This window comes from Amycolatopsis sp. CFH S0740, from assembly GCF_004522315.1.
GTDB classification, from domain to species: domain Bacteria; phylum Actinomycetota; class Actinomycetes; order Mycobacteriales; family Pseudonocardiaceae; genus Amycolatopsis; species Amycolatopsis nivea.
On the sequence record NZ_SDLS01000019.1, the window covers coordinates 1 to 15,896 of the forward strand.

Here is a 15,896-nt window from a genome sequence, read left to right on the forward strand (position 1 = left end):
AAAACAGGGAATCTGATTCCCTCAGGGTGGCCCTCACGGACCGCTGACCCCACATCCCACCCCGGCCACACCGCCGAACTGGGCAAATACACCTCGAAATGCGCCTGCCGCACCGCTTAAGTTCCTGTTACTTAGGGTTCCCCTCACGTACTGTCACCGGGGTCACGCGGCCCGGGCAGCCACGCCTCAACCGCACCCGCAATCTCGCCTTAAGTTCCTGGCATGGGGAATCTGAGTTCGCGAGGGTTCCCCTCACGGGCGGCCAATCCCGCTCCTGCCGTCCGTCGGGGACAGCTCAGCGTGTGCTGGCTTGGGCTTGCCTGCGCAGCCCTTCCACGGCGCGGGCCGGGTCGTCGGCGGCGTACACCGCCGAGCCGGCCACGAAGCAGTCGACACCGGCCTCCGCCGCCTGTTCGATCGTGTCGCCGTTGATGCCGCCGTCGATCTCCACCACCAGGTTCAGGTGCCCGGTGTCGACGAGCCGCCTCGCGGTGCGCACCTTGTCCAGGACCTCGGCGATGAACTTCTGCCCGCCGAACCCGGGCTCCACCGACATCACCAGCAGGGTGTCGTAGTGCTTGAGCACGTCCAGATACGGCTCCAGCGGGGTGTTCGGCTTGATCGCGAGCCCTGCTTTCGCCCCTGCCGCGCGCACGTTCCGCGCGAGCATGACCGGATCGTCCGCGGCTTCGACGTGCACCGTGACGTTGTAGGAACCCGCCTCCGCGTACCCGATCGCCCACCGGTCCGGGTTCTCGATCATCAAGTGGCAGTCCACGGGGATGTCCGTCGTCGCCAGCAGCGATCGCACGACTGGCAGGCCCAACGTCAGATTCGGCACGAAATGCGCGTCCATGACGTCGACGTGCAGCCAATCCGCGCGTCCGCGCACGGCGGCCGCTTCGTCGGCGAGCCGCGCGAAATCGGCGGAGAGGATGGAGGGGGCGATCAATGGTTTATTCGGCACGAGACAAATCGTAATTTCGGTTCGCGGCCGGCGGGCATTGCTTGTGCGTATCGGGGGATTGCGTTTGCGCATGTGGCGCGCTGTTGCCGGAAACGGACCCGCGAGGCGATGGTGGAACGGAGTTCATCGGCGATGGCGAAGGAGTTTGTTGTGCGGTTGCAGGTTGCGTTGGATGTGCTGGATGTGGGTTCGGCGTTGGCGTTGGCGCGTCAGGTGGCCGAGCATGTGGATGTTTTGGAGTTGGGGACGCCGTTGGTGAAGTCGGCGGGGATTTCGGCGGTGACGGCGGTGAAGGCGGCGCATCCGGACAAGCTGGTGTTCGCGGATTTGAAGACGGCGGACGCGGGGGAGCTGGAGGCGACGCTGGCGTTCGAGGCGGGGGCGGATCTGGTGACGGTGATGGGGGCGGCGGACGACGACACGGTGCGGGGCGCGGTGGCGGCGGGTCGCAAGTACGGGAAGGAGGTGGTGGCGGACATGATCTCGGTGACCGAGGGCCGGGTGGCGCGGATCCGGGAGGTGGCGAAGCTGGGGGTGTCGTTCGTGGAGATCCACGCGGGTTTGGACGAGCAGGCGCGTCCGGGGTATTCGATCGACACGCTGCTGGCCGACGGGCGGGAGGCGGGGGTGGCGTTCTCGATCGCGGGCGGGGTGAAGGCCGCGACCATCGGGTTGGTGAAGGACGCGGGCGCGGCGGTGGCCGTGGTCGGGGGCGGGATCTACAACGCGCCCGATCCCGCCGCCGCGGCCCGCGAACTCCGCCGCCTCACCGCCTGACCACACCCGCCCGCTGCGCGCCGGACACGGGCTCGGCGCGCAGCGGGCCGGATCTGCTCTTTCCGGAATACGCCAAGAATCGACATCATCGGGAGTGCGCTTCCATGGCAGCAAACCAATCCCCTGACGAGATTGCCCGCTTGACCGCCCAGCGGTTCCCGCAAGACTGGAGCAGTCTGGACGCACGTGCGGTGGACACCGTCCGCGTGCTGGCGGCGGACGCGGTCGAGCGGTGCGGAAGCGGGCACCCCGGCACGGCCATGAGCCTCGCGCCGGTCGCTTATGCGCTGTTCCAACGGGTTCTGCGGCACGACCCCGGTGATCCGGAGTGGATCGGGCGCGACCGGTTCGTGCTGTCCGCCGGACATTCCAGCCTCACCCTGTACATCCAGCTCTACCTCTCGGGCTACGGCCTGGAACTGGACGATCTGAAAGCGTTGCGCAAGTGGGGTTCGCTGACCCCGGGCCACCCCGAATACGGGCACACCAAGGGCGTCGAGATCACCACCGGCCCGCTCGGCCAGGGCCTGGCGAGCGCGGTCGGCATGGCGATGGCGGCCCGCCGCGAGCGCGGTCTGTTCGATCCGGACGCCGAGCCGGGCACGAGCGTGTTCGACCACCACGTCTACGTGATCGCCTCCGACGGCGACATCGAAGAAGGCGTCACGTCGGAGGCGTCGTCGCTTGCCGGAACCCAGCAACTCGGCAACCTCACGGTGATCTACGACAGCAACGAGATCTCCATCGAGGACGACACGCGCATCGCGCTGTCCGAGGACACCGCGAAGCGCTACGAGGCCTATGGCTGGCACGTGCTCACTGTGGACGGCGGCGAGGACGTCGCCGGGTTCCTCGGCGCGATCGAGCAAGCCAAGGCGGAGACCTCCCGTCCGACGATGATCGTGCTGCGCACCGTCATCGGCTACCCCGCCCCGACGAAGATGAACACCGGCGGGGTGCATGGCGCGGCGCTGGGCGCGGAAGAACTCGGCGCGGTCAAGCGCGCTCTCGGCTTCGATCCGGAGCTGAGTTTCCAGGTCGACGACGAGGTCTTGCGCCACACCCGCGAGGCCGCCGCGCGGGGCCGGGCGGACCACGAGAAGTGGCAGCTCGAATTCGACGCCTGGGCACGAAGCAACCCGCAGGGCAAGGCCCTGCTGGACCGCTTGGCCAAGCGCGAGTTCCCGGCTGGCTGGGCGGACGATCTGCCCGTCTGGGAGCCGGATGAGACGGGAGTCGCCACCCGCAAGGCGTCGGCCGCGGTACTGGCCAGGCTCGGGGAGGTGCTGCCCGAGCTCTGGGGCGGTTCGGCGGATCTGGCCGAGAGCAACAACACCACGATCAAGGGTGCGGATTCCTTTGGCCCGGCCGAAATCTCCACCGACGCCTGGACCGCCCAGCCCTACGGCCGCACGCTGCACTTCGGCATCCGTGAACACGCGATGGGGTCCATTCTCAACGGCATCGCGTTGCACGGCGGAACTCGTCCGTACGGCGGCACTTTTCTGATCTTCAGCGATTACATGCGCCCGGCGGTGCGCTTGGCCGCGCTGATGCAACTGCCGGTCGTCTACGTGTGGACGCACGACTCGATCGGCCTCGGCGAAGACGGCCCGACGCATCAACCGGTCGAGCACCTGGCCTCGTTGCGGGCGATCCCGGGAATGTCGGTGGCTCGCCCCGCGGACGCGAACGAAACCGCGTACGCCTGGAAAGCCGCGCTGGAGAACACCGGAGGCCCGACCGGGCTCGCGCTCACCCGGCAGAACGTGCCGACCCTGGAGGGCACCTCTGCCGAAGGCGTGGCACGCGGCGGCTACGTGCTCGCCGAGGCTTCGACCGGCACGCCTGAGCTGGTGCTGATCGGCACCGGTTCCGAGGTGCAGCTGGCGGTAGCGGCCAGGAAGATTCTCGAGGACGAAGGAATTCCCACGAGGGTCGTGTCGATGCCGTGCGTGGAGTGGTTCGACCGGCAGGATTCGGCCTACTGGCAAGAGGTGCTGCCTCCTTCGGTGCGGGCGCGGGTGGCGGTCGAAGCGGCGATCGCCCAGCCGTGGCACCGGTTCGTCGGCGATGCCGGCGAAATCGTGTCGCTGGAGCATTTCGGCGCGTCGGCGGATTTCACGACGTTGTACAGCCAGTTCGGCATCACCGTCGACGCCGTGGTGGAAGCCGCACGCCGAAGCGTGCGCTCCGTTCGGCGGTGATGTCGTTGCCGCGGGCGGCAGGAGGATCCGGGAACATCCGCCCGGAACACGTCCACAAGGGCTGATGGGAGCCTCCTGAACGGTACGCCCGCACGAAGCGGCCCCGGCGGTGCAGTCCGCCGGGGCCGCTTCCTTTTCCCCGCCATTATTCGTCATCCCAATCAGGGGATAGCTTTTCCTGATGCCGCAAGCCTTGCTGGACAGGCCGGCGGTGGAGAATCCTTGTGGTCTAAGCAGATTGGCCCGCGCGATGGCCGCGCAGGCGACGCACCAAGGTCGCCCGCCCGCGAGTGGAGGAAGATCTCGTTGACGAACACGATTCCCAAGAAACTTGACGCTGCGCTCTTCACCGGAGCGACCCGTGCGGTCGTCGGAGAGGTGGACCGGGTGAGCGCGGCGGTGCAGTCCGCGTCGTGGCTCCGGGCAGGCGCACTGCTGCTCAAGGCGCCCGCGGTGTTCACCATCGGCACCGGACGGAGCGGCCTCGCGCTGCAGATGGCCGCGATGCGGTTCATGCACCTCGGACTTCCGACGCACGTCGTCGGCGAGGTGACGGCTCCGGCGATCGGCGAACGGGACGTCCTGGTCGCGGCATCGGGCTCCGGATCGACCGCTCGGGTGGTGCGCGCCGCGGAGACCGCTCGCGCCCAGGGCGCCGACGTGATCGCGCTGACCACGGCGCCCGGGTCGGCGCTGGCGAAGGCCGCGACCGAGGTGCTGCTCATCCCGGCCGCGGACAAGCAGGACTTCGACGGCAACTCCTCCGTCCAGTACGCGGGCAGCCTGTTCGAACAGTCCGTCCTGCTGATCACGGATTCGCTCTTCCACGCGCTATGGCAGACCAGCGGCACTCAAGCCCGCGAACTGTGGCGGCTCCACGCGAATCTCGAATAGCGGCCTCGCTGTCCTGATGCGACCGACCGGAATGGGAGCCCGAAATGCACTGTCAGACTGAGGCCGCGCCGCGCACGTGCGTCGATGTCCACGCACTGGAGGCGGTGGCGCTGTCCGCGACCCGCAGCGCCGCCGTCGCCAGCTACGGCTGGGTCGGCCGGTACGACCAGAAGGCCGCCGACGCCGCTGCCACCAAGGCGATGCGCGAAGCGCTGGCGAAGGCTCCCGGCCGGGGAACGGTGGTCATCGGGGAGGGCGAAAAGGACGACGCCCCGATGCTGTTCAACGGCGAGATCGTCGGCACCGGCAACGGCCCGGATTTCGACATCGCGGTCGATCCGCTGGAAGGAACGTCCTTCTGCGCCAAGGATCTTCCCGGCTCCCTGGCGACGATCGCCTTCGGCGAGCCGGGCACGCTCTGGTCGCCGGGGCCGGGGTTCTACATGGACAAGATCGTCGTGCCCCCGCAGGCGAAAAACGTCGTCGATCTCGACGATCCGCCCGAGCGCACGCTGGCCAACGTCGCCGCCGCGCTCGGCAAGAAGGTCAGCGAGCTCCGGGTGATGATCATGGACAAGCCGCGGCACCAGGACCTGATCGCCCGCGTGCTGCGGGCAGGCGCGGCGGTGCAGACCCCGGCGGGCGGCGATGTCGGCGGAAGCCTGGCCGTGCTCCTGCCGACGCTCGACGTCGACCTGCTGCTCGGCGTCGGCGGCACGCCCGAAGGCGTGATGACCGCGGCCGCGGTTCGCGCGCTGGGCGGCGGGATGCTGGGCCGCCTCGCCCCGCAACGGGACGATGAGGCGGACGCGATCCGCGCGGCGGGCATGTCCCTCGACCGCGTCTACGAATGCGACGAACTCGCGGCAGGCGACGCTTTCTTCGTCGCGACCGGGGTCACCGGGGGCACGCTCCTCGACCGCCCCCGGAAATGCGAGGGCAAGACCACCTGCGAATCGCTGCTGATTTCCCGGGGCGAGATCCGCTACCTCACCCACACCACCTTCGAGTGACCCACGCTGTCCGCACGACCAGGGAGATCCGGTGACGCTGCATTTGGACGACCTCCGCGTTCGTCATCTCGGCGAGTGTCGTTACGATTCGCCGCTCGCCGAGATGGTGTCGACGAAACAGACCTCTCCGCACTATGTCGCCGAGGGCGACCGGGTCCTGCTCGAGGACACCGTGTCGATGCTGGCCGGGCACCGCCTCCCGCCGGCGCGCCTTCCGAGCTTCGAAGGGGCGGGCCCGCGCCGGAAGATCTACTTCGACCCGGCACGCGTCACCGCCGGGATCGTCACCTGCGGAGGGCTGTGCCCGGGGCTGAACAACGTCATCCGCGGTCTCGTCCAGGAACTCGCGGTGCACTACAAGGTGAAGCGGATCCTGGGCTTCCGGAACGGCCTGCAGGGGCTGACCGCCGAGCATCGGCACGACACCGTGGAACTGACGCCGGCGCACGTCCGCGACATCCACAAGGACGGCGGCACCATCCTGGGCAGCTCGCGCGGCGGCCAGGACGCCGACGAGATGGTCGACAGCCTCGTTCTGCGGGGCGTCGACGTCATGTTCGTCATCGGCGGCGACGGCGGGATGCGCGCCGCGACGTACCTCAGCGACGCGATCCGGGCGCGCGGCCTCGACATCGCGGTCATCGGGGTGCCGAAGACCATCGACAACGACCTGCCCTTCACGGACCAGTCCTTCGGTTTCCAGAGCGCGTTCGCCCGGGCGACGGACTTCATCTCGGCGGTTTCCGTCGAAGCCGCGTCCAGCCCGAACGGGGTCGGGATCGTGAAGCTGATGGGCAGGCATTCCGGGTTCATCGCCAGTTACGCCGCGCTGGCCGCCAACGGCGCGGACATCGTGCTGATCCCGGAGATCCCGTTCGCGCTGGAAGGACGGGACGGACTGCTCGCCCACGTCGAGCAACGCGTGCGGGCGAAGGGCTACGTCGTGATAGTGCTGGCCGAAGGGGCCGGTCAGGAGCTGCTCGACCGGCCCGGCGCGGCGCACCGGAACGGGCGCGCCACGGACGCGTCGGGCAACGTCAAGCTCGGCAACGTGGGGGAACTGCTCAAAGACCGCATCGCCGCGCACCTGACCGCGGCAGGACTTCCTCCCACGATGCGTTACATCGACCCGAGCTATGCGATCCGGAGCATCGCGGCCAACCCCTATGACAGCGTGTATTGCCTGCGGCTGGCGCACGCGGCGGTGCACGCCGCCATGGCGGGCCGTACCGCGGCGGCTGTCGCGCGCTGGCGGCGGCGCTTCGTGCACGTCCCGCTGTCGTTGATGACCAGCCGCCGCAACCAAGTCGACCCCGATGGCGACCTGTGGCTGTCGGTGCTGGAAACCACCTGCCAGCCCGCGGAATTCGGCGCCGCGGCGGGCCGGGAGAAAGTGCCCATGGGCTTTTGCTGAGCAGCCGGGTTCACAGTGCGTGCGCGGTGCGGTCGTCGAAGCCGAAGTCGAGTTCATCGCTGACGGCGACTACCCCGCGCACGCACTGTGCGCTCCGAACAGCTTGCTCGGCAACGCTTCTCAGCCCGACCGTGCCGGTGAGCGTCACGACGCCATCGGCGACCCGCACCGTGACGCCTTCCGGCGCACCGGCTTCGGCCTCGGCGCGGATGTCGGCGTCCGACCGCAGCAACGCGGACAGGACGTCGCGATGGGAGATCAGCCCGACCAGCCGGGCGGCCTGATCCACCACGCACAACTGGGCCGGCTTGGCGTCCGCGAGCTGTCGGAGCGCCACGTGCAGGGGCGCGTCGGCGGCGATCGTGGGCGCGGGGGCCGTCATCAGCTCGCCGGCAGTGCGTGCAAGCGCTTTTCGCCACCGGCTCCGGCGGCGCGGCCCGCCGAACGCGGGCAGCCGGTCCGCGCCGCCGTGGAACTCGCTCTTCGCCGCCACGTCGGCCGCGGTGACGAGCCCGATCGGCCGGCCGGCCGGATCGACGACCGGCAGCGCGGGCACGCCGTGTTCGAGCAGAGCCGTGACGAGGTCCCGGAACGAGGTGTCGCGTCCGGCCGAGACGACCTGGCGTGCCATGACGTCGGCTACTCGCTGATCGCACATCGCTTTCCCGGTGGCCTGGTCATTCCGGACCGGCGAAGAACTCGAGCGCGATGTTGTCCGGATCGCGGAAGGAAACGCCGCTGCCGTAGTGCGCTTTCTTCACCCCGCCGTGCGAAATGCCGAGCTCGTCCAGCTTCCGGGCCCATCCGGCCAGCGCGGCGTGCGATTCGACCGCGAACCCGATGTGGTCCAGCCCCGTGCGGCGTTCGTCCGCCCGGTCCCGGGTTTCCTTGCCGTGGTGGGTGTGCAGCCCGAACAGCATGCCGCCGCCGAGGGCGAAGACCGTGTGGTGGAATTCGCCGCCTTCCTCGTCCTCGTCCAGGACGGGCCCGGCGCCGAACAGCCTCGTGTACCACTCGGTGCTGCGCTGAAGATCGGACACGGTGATCGCGATGTGCTGCAAACCTGGGAAAGCCATGTGCACCCCTTCGCCCGGTCGGCATGCCCGCTCGCATGCGGACGTACCGGTGTTCTTACCAGCCGCCGCGCGGCCGGAGCCCGCTCGATCGAACGGGCGGCGGAGGGACCGGGACGAGCGGGCGGCGGGGCCGGATGAACGGGAACCAGGCACTGGAGAGGGACGGGACAGTCCGCTGGCTGTCCCAACCCGGTGCGACGGTGGTGCGGACCGCCGAGCAACTCGGCATGGGCTGCGCCACGGTTTACCGGAAGCTGGCGCAGTACGGGAGGGGATCTCTCCAAACCCAAGGGATTTTGCTGCTGATGCTCACCGCTGACCTGCGTTTTCGCAGGTCAGCACATCGTTCGGCCCAGGAGGACTCATAATCCCTTGGCCGTCGGTTCGAGCCCAACCCGGCCCACTCTGCCTCCCCTTTTATAGGGTCTGACCTGCGGGAACAGCCTCGAAAACGATCTTGAGGCGAGGTCTCTCGGAGGCGCTGGAGACGAGCACAGCGCTGGTAACCCAAGGGATTGTTCGAGTAAGCCTGTTTTCATGACCGTCGTTGAGGCGCCCGTGGAGGTGCTCGAGAGCTGGAGCGGTATTTCGAACATCTCCGCCAACGGCCGAACTTTCGCACCGGAGAGTCGCTGGCGCACAGCTGCATCGCGCAGCTCCCGCTCCGCCCGCAACGTCTCGTGATTCATCCCAGCTCGCGAGCCACCTGCGCCAACGGACGAGCCGACGACCTCACCAACGCGACCGCATCCCGCCGGAACTCTTGCGGATACTTCGACGAATCAGACACAAACACATCCTTCCCCAGGCCAACACCAAGGATCAGTGTGTCGGCCGGCGAACTGATCGACCGAGTGTGGGACGGCGCGCCGCCGTTGCGCGCGCATGCCGCGCTTTACAGCTACTTGTCGCGGCTGCGGACAGTGTTGCGGGAGACCGGCAATGCGGTTCTGGACCGCGCCAGACGCAGCTGTGTCCTAGCCGTCGACGACGAAGAGGTGGACCACGGCCAGTTCGCCGCCGTTGTCCGCGACGTCGTATCCGGGTCGCTCGCTCCGGCGGATCGAGGAGACGGCGCGACCTACGATGACGAGCATGGAATCGATGTCCGCCCTCGTCCATCTGGTCAGTCTCTTCATCAACTTCCGAGACTTCGAATTCGGCGAGGGATCCCATCATGGCTACCGCTGGGTTGATGCCAAGCATTTCCAGTTGCCGGCCGAGGCGCCGCAGGACCGAGATGTCCTAGCGGCCTTGATCGCACACCCCCAGTTTCGGGACACGTACGACGGTGCCGGCGTTCAAGACTGGCCGCGCCATGGCCAGTGGTGGCTTCATCGCATCACCCCGGACGACTACGAGACGGTCGATGCCGCGACGGCAGTCGGCGTCATCCGCTCCTGGGCCAGCCAGCACGGGAACGTCCCAGAGCCGCTCGAAGCACGCCTGCGCCAGGAGATCTACCGCCCGATCCGCAAGGCGACCAGCACATACCTGTTGGGACAGCTTGCGGAGGACGCGCTCCACGACTATGGCCCGATCCATATCGACTACCACGAACTCGTCGTCATCGACCGGCCCGCGGCGTCGCTCACTCTCCTCGTCGCAGCCGACGATTGACCCCGCGACATCACTGCCACCCGCGCTCGAAAAGGGGCAGTCGCGTACCCGACTCCACCATTAGTTTTCAGTCCCGCCGAGGAAATGGGGAGAATCGCGAGTCAACGTCTCGCAACGCCGAGATGGATATGTGGATCGCCCAGTTCGGCGAATGGGGATGCAAAGCTTGCACTATTCGGCCGCGTGCCCTCGCGGGTCGGTGGGCGAGGCGATCCGGTAGCCGATTCCCGGGGTCGTGGTGATGATCGGCGGGTTGCCGAGTTTGCGTCGCAGCCGGCCGATCGTGACCGTGACGGTGTTGGTGAACGGGTCGGCGTTCTCGTCCCAAACCTGTTCGAGCAGGGTCTCGGCGCTCAGGAAACCGGGACTCGCCCGCAGCAGCGCTTCGAGAACCGCGAACTCCTTCACCGAGAGGCTGAGTTGTCGTCCGTCGCGTACGACGGTGCGGCGTACCGGGTCCAGCTCGATCCCTGCCGTGCGCAGGGTTCGGGGACGTGCGTGCGGTTTGCGACGGGCGAGCGCCTGGATGCGCAGGATCAGCTCCGGGAAGTGGAAGGGCTTGGAGAGGTAGTCGTCGGCGCCCAGAGTCAGCCCGCTGACCCGGTCGCCGGGCGCGCTCGCCGCGGTCAGCATCAGCACCATCGGCCGGTCCGCCCGTTCGGTGATCATCTGGCACAGCGTGTCGCCGTGGAGACCGGGCAGGTCTCGGTCCAGGACGACGACGTCGTGCGCGGTGAGTTCGAGTTTGGCGGAGGCAGTCAGTCCGTCGCCGGCGAGGTCGACCGCCATTCCTTGGTCCCGGAGCCCCTCCGCGACGACCTCGGCGAGGGCGCGGTCGTCTTCGACGACGAGGATCCTCATGCCGGGACCGGCGTCTTCACGGCCGGCAGGGTGATCGTCACGCGCAGGCCGCCTTCGGGACGGGCGAACAGCGCGAGCCGGCCGCGGTGGGCGGCGGCGACGGCGGCCACGATCGACAGGCCGAGTCCTGAGGAGCCGGTGCGTTCCTCGCCCAGCCGTTCGAAGGGCTGGGCCAGCCGGTCGACCTCTCGTTGGTCGAGGACGCGTCCGCCGGTCTCGACGGCCAGCACGGTCTCCTCCTCGGTCGCGGACCCGGTGACCTCGATCCAGCCGCCTTGCTCGTTGTGCGCTACGGCGTTGTCGATGACGTTGTCCACCAACCGCGCGAGCAGGGCCGGGCTGCCCTGGGCCGTCGTCGCCGGGGGCAGGTCCACCGTCACGGTCAAGCCTTTCTCGCGAATGTCGGCGAAACGTTCGCGCCGTGCCGCGTCGACGAGTTCGCCGAGGTCGACCCGGTCAGCATCGGCCAGCGCCCCGTGTTGCGCTCTGGCCAGCACGAGAAATCCGTCGAGCAGGTGATCGACTCGATCCAGCTGGGGACGCAGCCGGTCCGTGAGCGCGATTGTCGAAGCGGCTGAATGGGGCTTGGCGATCGCGACGTCCAGCGACGCCCTCATCGTCGCTAGAGGCGTGCGCAGCAGCTCAACGGCAACGGCAACGGCGCGCCCACCCGACCAACGCCGTCGCAGCGAACGCGGAACGTGTTTCCCAGGAAGGGCCAACGTTTCCGGGCTACTCGTCGAAGGTCATCTCCGGCGGTGGACGGCGGAATCCGCGGGTGATCGCGGCCAGCACCACGATTCCGATGCCCAGCCACACCAGGCCGAAGACCAGCGCGATGCCGTCCAGGTTGACCAGCAGCCACAGGTCCACCACGACGCCGATCAGCGGGAAGACCAGCCAGGTCAGCGTCCGCTTTCCGGTGCGGTCGCGCAGCCAGGTCGCGAGCACGCTGAGGTTGACGAACGTGAACGCGGTGAACGCGCCGAAGTTGATGAACGAGGTCGACGTGCTCACGTCCAGTGCCAGCGCTGCCAGCCCGACCGCTCCGGTGAGCAGGATGCCGAAGGCCGGTGTCGCGAACCGCGGGTGGAGTTTGCCGAAAACGCGCGGCAGCACGCCGTCGCGGCCCATGGCGAACATCAGCCGCGACGCGCTGGCTTGTGCCGCGATCCCGGACGCGAACTGCGCGACCACCAGCCCGGCCAGGAAGACCGACGCGAAAAGGTCGCCGCCGATCGTGGTGGCGATTTCGAAGGCCGCCGAGGATTCGTCGGCGAACGCGCTGCCCGGGTGGGCCAGCTGGGTGAAATAGGCGAGGGCCACGAAAATCCCGCCGCCGATCAGCGCGGTGAGCAGGATCGCGCGGGGGATCGTCCGCTGCGGTTCGGTGGTTTCCTCGGTCAGCGTCGTCACGGCGTCGAAGCCGAGGAACGAGTACGTCGCCAGTGCGGCGCCGCCCGAGATCGTGCCCAGTGTGCTGCCCGCGTGGAAGAACGGCTGTGTGCTCGCGAGCGCCTCGCCGGCATGCAGCACGTGCCTGATCGACAGCGCGACGAAGAAGCCGATCACCAGCAGCTGGAACGCCATCAGCACGAAGTTGGCTTTTTCGGCGACTTTGATGCCCAGCACGTTGAGCAGCGTCGTCAGGACGATGAAAGCGATCAGCCAGACCCAGCGCGGCACTCCGGGGAACTCCGCCGACAGGTAGGCGCCGCCGATCAGCCAGATCACCATCGGCAGGAAGAAGTAGTCGAGCAGCACCGCCCACCCGACGAGGAAACCGGCGCGCGCGTCGATGGCTTTCCGGACGTAGGTGTAGGCCGAGCCGGCGACCGGATGCGCGGCCGCCATTTTCCCGTAGCTCGCGGCGGTGAACAGCATCGCGACGAGGGCGAGCAGGTAGGCGGAAGGCACGGTGCCCGCGGTGGTCGCGGCGACGATGCCGAACGTGCCGAGCACGATCAGCGGGGCCATGTAGGCGAGGCCGAACAGGACGACGCCGGGAAGGCCGAGCCGGCGCCGCAGCGCGGCCGGGGCGGTGGGCGTGGCGGTCATCGGTCGTCTTCTCCTCGGGGGCTCCAGCGGCCCGGGTCGATCCGGCCCTGGTAGAGCGGCAGGTGCACAGGGGCGTCGGCGGGGCGGAACTGCGCCCACATCCGGTTGGTTCCGGCGGTGCCCTCGCGGCGGACGCGGGTCACGTCGTCGAGGTCGATCGTGTGCGCCAGGACGCCTTCGGCTTCGCCGGGCAACGCGGCGAGGACCTCGCCCTCGGGCCCGACGAGGACGCTGTCGCCGCGGCCGAACGGCCCGGCGGTGTTCACGCTCGCGACGAAGACCTGGTTGACGATGGCGTTCGCCCGGGCGAGCACGAGTTCCTGCGCGCGGTCCGGAGTGGTCGTCTGGACCGGGTTGAGCACTACCTCGGCGCCCAGCCAGGCGAGGTGCCGGGCGACTTCGGGAAACCAAGCGTCGTAACAGATCGAGAAGCCGATCCGGCCGGTGCCGGGCAGGTCGGCGACGACGAAGCGGTCGCCGGGGTCGTACGGCTCGTGGGGGCGCCAGGGGAAAATCTTGCGGTACCAGCCGGCCAGTTCGCCGCCGGGGGAGAAGAGCAGGGCGGTGTTGAACAGTTCGCCGCGGTCGCCGGCTTCGCACACCGTGCCGGGCGCGAGCCAGATCCCGAGATCCCCTGCCAGTTCGGCGAGTTCCCGGGTCCGGGGGCCGTGCAGCGGTTCGGCGGTTTCGCGGAGCTGCCGGGTGCGGTCGTCGCCTTCGCCGTCGACGCCGCAGAGATGCAGTTCGGGGAAGGCGGCCAGGCGGGTGCCCGGAAACCGGTTCAGCAGGGACTCGACCTCGCCGGCGAACCCGGGGGTTCCGGCGGGCCGGGGCGGCGCCTGGGCGAGGGCGATCGGCAGTGGTCGCGGCATGGACGGAAAATAGACCATCTTGAACACTTAAACAAGAGTGCTCATCATGAGCACTTTGTGCGGTACGGTCGTCGCATGACCACGGCAGACCTCAATTCCCCCGCGGTGACCGGGATCCGGCGGCTGTCCGCTTTGGACACCGTGCGCGCGCGGATCGCGCTCGCGGTGGAGCTGGGCCTGCTGGCGCCGGGGGAGCGGCTGCCGTCGAACGCGGAGATCGCGCGGGCGCTGGACGTCGCGGAGATCACCGTGCGGCGGGCACTGGAATCCCTGGCCGAAGACGGCGTGATCGAACGCCGTCGCGGCCGGGGCGGCGGCACGCTGGTGGCCGAGCACCCGCCGGCGGCCCGGGTGCGGGAGGTCGGCGCGTACCGGGCATCGGCCGCCGAGGTGCGGGAGCTGATCGACCACCGGCTGGTGCTGGAGTCCGGGCTGGCGCAGCTGGCGGCCACTCGGTCGCCGGACGTCCCGCGCCTGCGGGAGCTGGTGGCCCGGATGCGAGACGCGGCCGGCTGGGCCGAGTTTCACGAACTGGACACGGAGTTCCACCGCGCGGTGGCGGCGCCGGGGCCGGCCGCGGCGGTGCGGCAGTACGAGGTCGTGCTGAGGGAACTGCACCGGTTTTACCTGCCGTACCCGATGCCGAAACTGCGCGAGTCCAACCGGGAACACGCGAGACTGGTGGACGCGCTGGAAGCCGGCCGCCCGGAAACGGCGGCCCGCGTCGTGCGCGCCCACGTCGGCCGCCTGCACGAGACGATGTTCGTCGGCCTGGAATAGGCCCCGGCCGCCGGCGCTGACTGTCTGGGACACTTTCCTTGGTTCATTGGCCATAGGCCCGGCGCTGCGGGAGTGCTCCAGCAGCGCCGGGCGGTGTCGAGAGGGCCGGTCAGGCGCGGGCGGCGGTGTCGATCAGGTCGGCGATCTGGCCGGGCTGGGACGCCAGGGAGGCGTGGCTGGCGTCGAGTTCGATGGTGTGGCGGGGGTTGATTCGCACCCGGGACCGGACCGGCTGGCTGATCGCGGCGATGGATCCCGCCCTCGGCCGGGCCCTGACCGCCATGCACCGCGACCCGGCCCGCCGCTGGACCGTGGCCGACCTCGCCAAGACCGCCACCATGTCCCGCTCCGCCTTCGCCGACCGGTTCAGCGCCTTGACCGGGCAACCGCCCGCCGCCTACCTCACCGCCCGCCGGCTCGACCAGGCGGCGCCGCACTTCGGGCACAGCAGGCGGCATCGGGGTAACTCGGAAGGTGGACGCTTACTGCGTCGCAATGACGGCTACATTGTGAAGAAATCGGCGAGGGCTTTGGCGATTTGGCCGGGGGCGTTTTCCGTGGGGATGTGGTCCGCTCGCGGGATGCGCACGAGCGTGGTTCGCGGGATCTCCAAGGCGAATTTCTCGGCGTACTCCACTTTCTCGAAGCTGTCGTCCTCGCCCCAGATCAGCAGCTTGGGCGTCGTGGACCGGCGCAGCGCGGGTACGAGATCGAGGGTGTAGCGGTTGTCGGCCGCGCCCGCCATCGCCAGCCAGGAGCGGCGGACCCGGGGGTTCGTCCACGGATCCAGATACTCGGCGATCAGCTGTTCGGTGGCGGCGTCTGCCAGTGCCGAGGCCACGGCCTGCCGGCGGGCGGCGAGGAGGCCGTCGGCGGTGACGGCCGCTGCGACCGCCGGGTCCCGGAACCGCGCCACGTGCGGTGCCGGCCAGGAGTCGTAGGCGACCGAGTTGACCAAGGCCAGCCGGCGTATCTCCAACAGATCATGGGCAAGGAGATGCTGGGCAATGGCGCCGCCGATGTCGTGGCCCGCCACTGCGATCGGCCCGGAGATCTTCAGTGCGGAGGCGAATCGCGTGAGCCAGTCTGCAAGGGCCGGGACCGTGGCCGTTTCCGGGGTGAGTTCGCCTCCTGAGCGTCCCAGCCCGGGAAGGTCGACCGCGACGGGCCGCAGCCCCGCCTGGGCCAGGCGGCCCAGCACCGGAAGCCACACGCGGCTCCAATACGTCCCGTGCAGCAGCAGGACCACCGGGCCGTCCCGCCCCGCGGTCAAGTAGCTGGCCGCTTCACCGTCGACCTGGACCTCGGTCCGCGACACGCCTGTTCCATTGGCTTCGCTCATCCGACCACTGTGACC

The 15,896-nt window shown here is 69.0% G+C and carries 16 protein-coding genes; 7 read left to right on the forward strand and 9 right to left on the reverse strand.

The genetic code is table 11. From position 1 onward, the window contains the following. Positions 1 to 295: 295 nt before the first annotated feature. Positions 296 to 952 (reverse strand): ribulose-phosphate 3-epimerase, encoded by a 657-nt coding sequence (rpe, locus tag EIZ45_RS28120; RefSeq protein ID WP_043832384.1) that lies wholly within the window; start codon positions 950 to 952, stop codon positions 296 to 298. 165 nt (positions 953 to 1,117) lie between these two features. Here rpe and hxlA point away from each other — a divergent pair, with 165 nt between their 5' ends. The 5 genes from hxlA (at position 1,118) to EIZ45_RS28145 (ending at position 7,272) form a co-directional block, all read left to right on the forward strand. Further along, positions 1,118 to 1,744 carry a 3-hexulose-6-phosphate synthase gene (hxlA, locus tag EIZ45_RS28125; RefSeq protein WP_051172421.1) on the forward strand — a complete coding sequence of 209 codons (627 nt, stop codon included), beginning with the start codon at positions 1,118 to 1,120 and terminating at the stop codon, positions 1,742 to 1,744. A gap of 104 nt (positions 1,745 to 1,848) precedes the next feature. After that, positions 1,849 to 3,951 carry a transketolase gene (gene tkt, locus EIZ45_RS28130; RefSeq protein WP_205670136.1) on the forward strand — a complete coding sequence of 701 codons (2,103 nt, stop codon included), beginning with the start codon at positions 1,849 to 1,851 and terminating at the stop codon, positions 3,949 to 3,951. A 306-nt stretch (positions 3,952 to 4,257) separates the two neighbouring features. Next, complete coding sequence (gene hxlB, locus EIZ45_RS28135; protein WP_051172715.1) at positions 4,258 to 4,845, forward strand: 6-phospho-3-hexuloisomerase; 588 nt, start codon at positions 4,258 to 4,260, stop codon at positions 4,843 to 4,845. 44 nt (positions 4,846 to 4,889) lie between these two features. Continuing rightward, complete coding sequence (gene glpX / locus EIZ45_RS28140; RefSeq protein ID WP_134666905.1) at positions 4,890 to 5,858, forward strand: class II fructose-bisphosphatase; 969 nt, start codon at positions 4,890 to 4,892, stop codon at positions 5,856 to 5,858. A 31-nt stretch (positions 5,859 to 5,889) separates the two neighbouring features. Next, positions 5,890 to 7,272 carry an ATP-dependent 6-phosphofructokinase gene (locus EIZ45_RS28145; protein ID WP_037819252.1) on the forward strand — a complete coding sequence of 461 codons (1,383 nt, stop codon included), beginning with the start codon at positions 5,890 to 5,892 and terminating at the stop codon, positions 7,270 to 7,272. Between the two features lie 10 nt (positions 7,273 to 7,282). Here the strand turns inward: EIZ45_RS28145 and EIZ45_RS28150 are convergent, their stop codons facing one another. Together EIZ45_RS28150 and EIZ45_RS28155 are read right to left on the reverse strand one after the other, a co-directional pair. Continuing rightward, positions 7,283 to 7,903, reverse strand: coding sequence for a CBS domain-containing protein (locus tag EIZ45_RS28150; RefSeq protein ID WP_134666903.1), 621 nt, complete (start codon positions 7,901 to 7,903; stop codon positions 7,283 to 7,285). 46 nt (positions 7,904 to 7,949) lie between these two features. Further along, the gene (locus EIZ45_RS28155; protein WP_037819255.1) at positions 7,950 to 8,348 is read right to left on the reverse strand and encodes a VOC family protein; all 399 of its coding nucleotides are present in this window, start codon (positions 8,346 to 8,348) and stop codon (positions 7,950 to 7,952) included. A 1,095-nt stretch (positions 8,349 to 9,443) separates the two neighbouring features. Between EIZ45_RS28155 and EIZ45_RS28160 the strand changes: the two genes are divergently transcribed. Next, a complete protein-coding gene (locus EIZ45_RS28160; RefSeq protein WP_205670135.1) occupies positions 9,444 to 9,968 on the forward strand; it encodes a hypothetical protein in 525 nt (174 codons plus the stop codon). Positions 9,969 to 10,139: 171 nt separating this feature from the next. On the opposite strand, the gene EIZ45_RS28165 is transcribed toward EIZ45_RS28160, so the two are convergent. The 4 genes from EIZ45_RS28165 to EIZ45_RS28180 form a co-directional block, all read right to left on the reverse strand. Further along, complete coding sequence (locus EIZ45_RS28165; RefSeq protein ID WP_134666899.1) at positions 10,140 to 10,829, reverse strand: response regulator transcription factor; 690 nt, start codon at positions 10,827 to 10,829, stop codon at positions 10,140 to 10,142. After that, positions 10,826 to 11,446 (reverse strand): sensor histidine kinase KdpD, encoded by a 621-nt coding sequence (locus tag EIZ45_RS28170; protein ID WP_078870749.1) that lies wholly within the window; start codon positions 11,444 to 11,446, stop codon positions 10,826 to 10,828. The genes EIZ45_RS28165 and EIZ45_RS28170 overlap by 4 nt, the downstream gene beginning before the upstream one ends. 115 nt (positions 11,447 to 11,561) lie before the next feature. After that, positions 11,562 to 12,887: an APC family permease gene (locus EIZ45_RS28175; RefSeq protein ID WP_037819260.1), complete on the reverse strand. Its 1,326-nt coding sequence runs from the start codon at positions 12,885 to 12,887 to the stop codon at positions 11,562 to 11,564. Beyond that, positions 12,884 to 13,759, reverse strand: a complete 876-nt coding sequence (locus tag EIZ45_RS28180) for a carbon-nitrogen hydrolase family protein (protein WP_134666897.1) — start codon at positions 13,757 to 13,759, stop codon at positions 12,884 to 12,886. The genes EIZ45_RS28175 and EIZ45_RS28180 overlap by 4 nt, the downstream gene beginning before the upstream one ends. Positions 13,760 to 13,834: 75 nt before the next feature. On the opposite strand from EIZ45_RS28180, the gene EIZ45_RS28185 reads away from it, so the two are divergent. Continuing rightward, positions 13,835 to 14,539, forward strand: a complete 705-nt coding sequence (locus EIZ45_RS28185) for a FadR/GntR family transcriptional regulator (RefSeq protein WP_134666895.1) — start codon at positions 13,835 to 13,837, stop codon at positions 14,537 to 14,539. Positions 14,540 to 14,648: 109 nt separating this feature from the next. Here EIZ45_RS28185 and EIZ45_RS46955 read toward each other — a convergent pair whose 3' ends face one another. Both EIZ45_RS46955 and EIZ45_RS28200 read right to left on the reverse strand, forming a co-directional pair. Further along, on the reverse strand, positions 14,649 to 14,879 hold the full coding sequence (locus EIZ45_RS46955) for a hypothetical protein (protein WP_240692040.1): 231 nt from the start codon (positions 14,877 to 14,879) through the stop codon (positions 14,649 to 14,651). 162 nt (positions 14,880 to 15,041) lie between these two features. After that, the gene (locus tag EIZ45_RS28200) at positions 15,042 to 15,881 is read right to left on the reverse strand and encodes an alpha/beta fold hydrolase (RefSeq protein WP_134666893.1); all 840 of its coding nucleotides are present in this window, start codon (positions 15,879 to 15,881) and stop codon (positions 15,042 to 15,044) included. Positions 15,882 to 15,896: the final 15 nt, after the last annotated feature.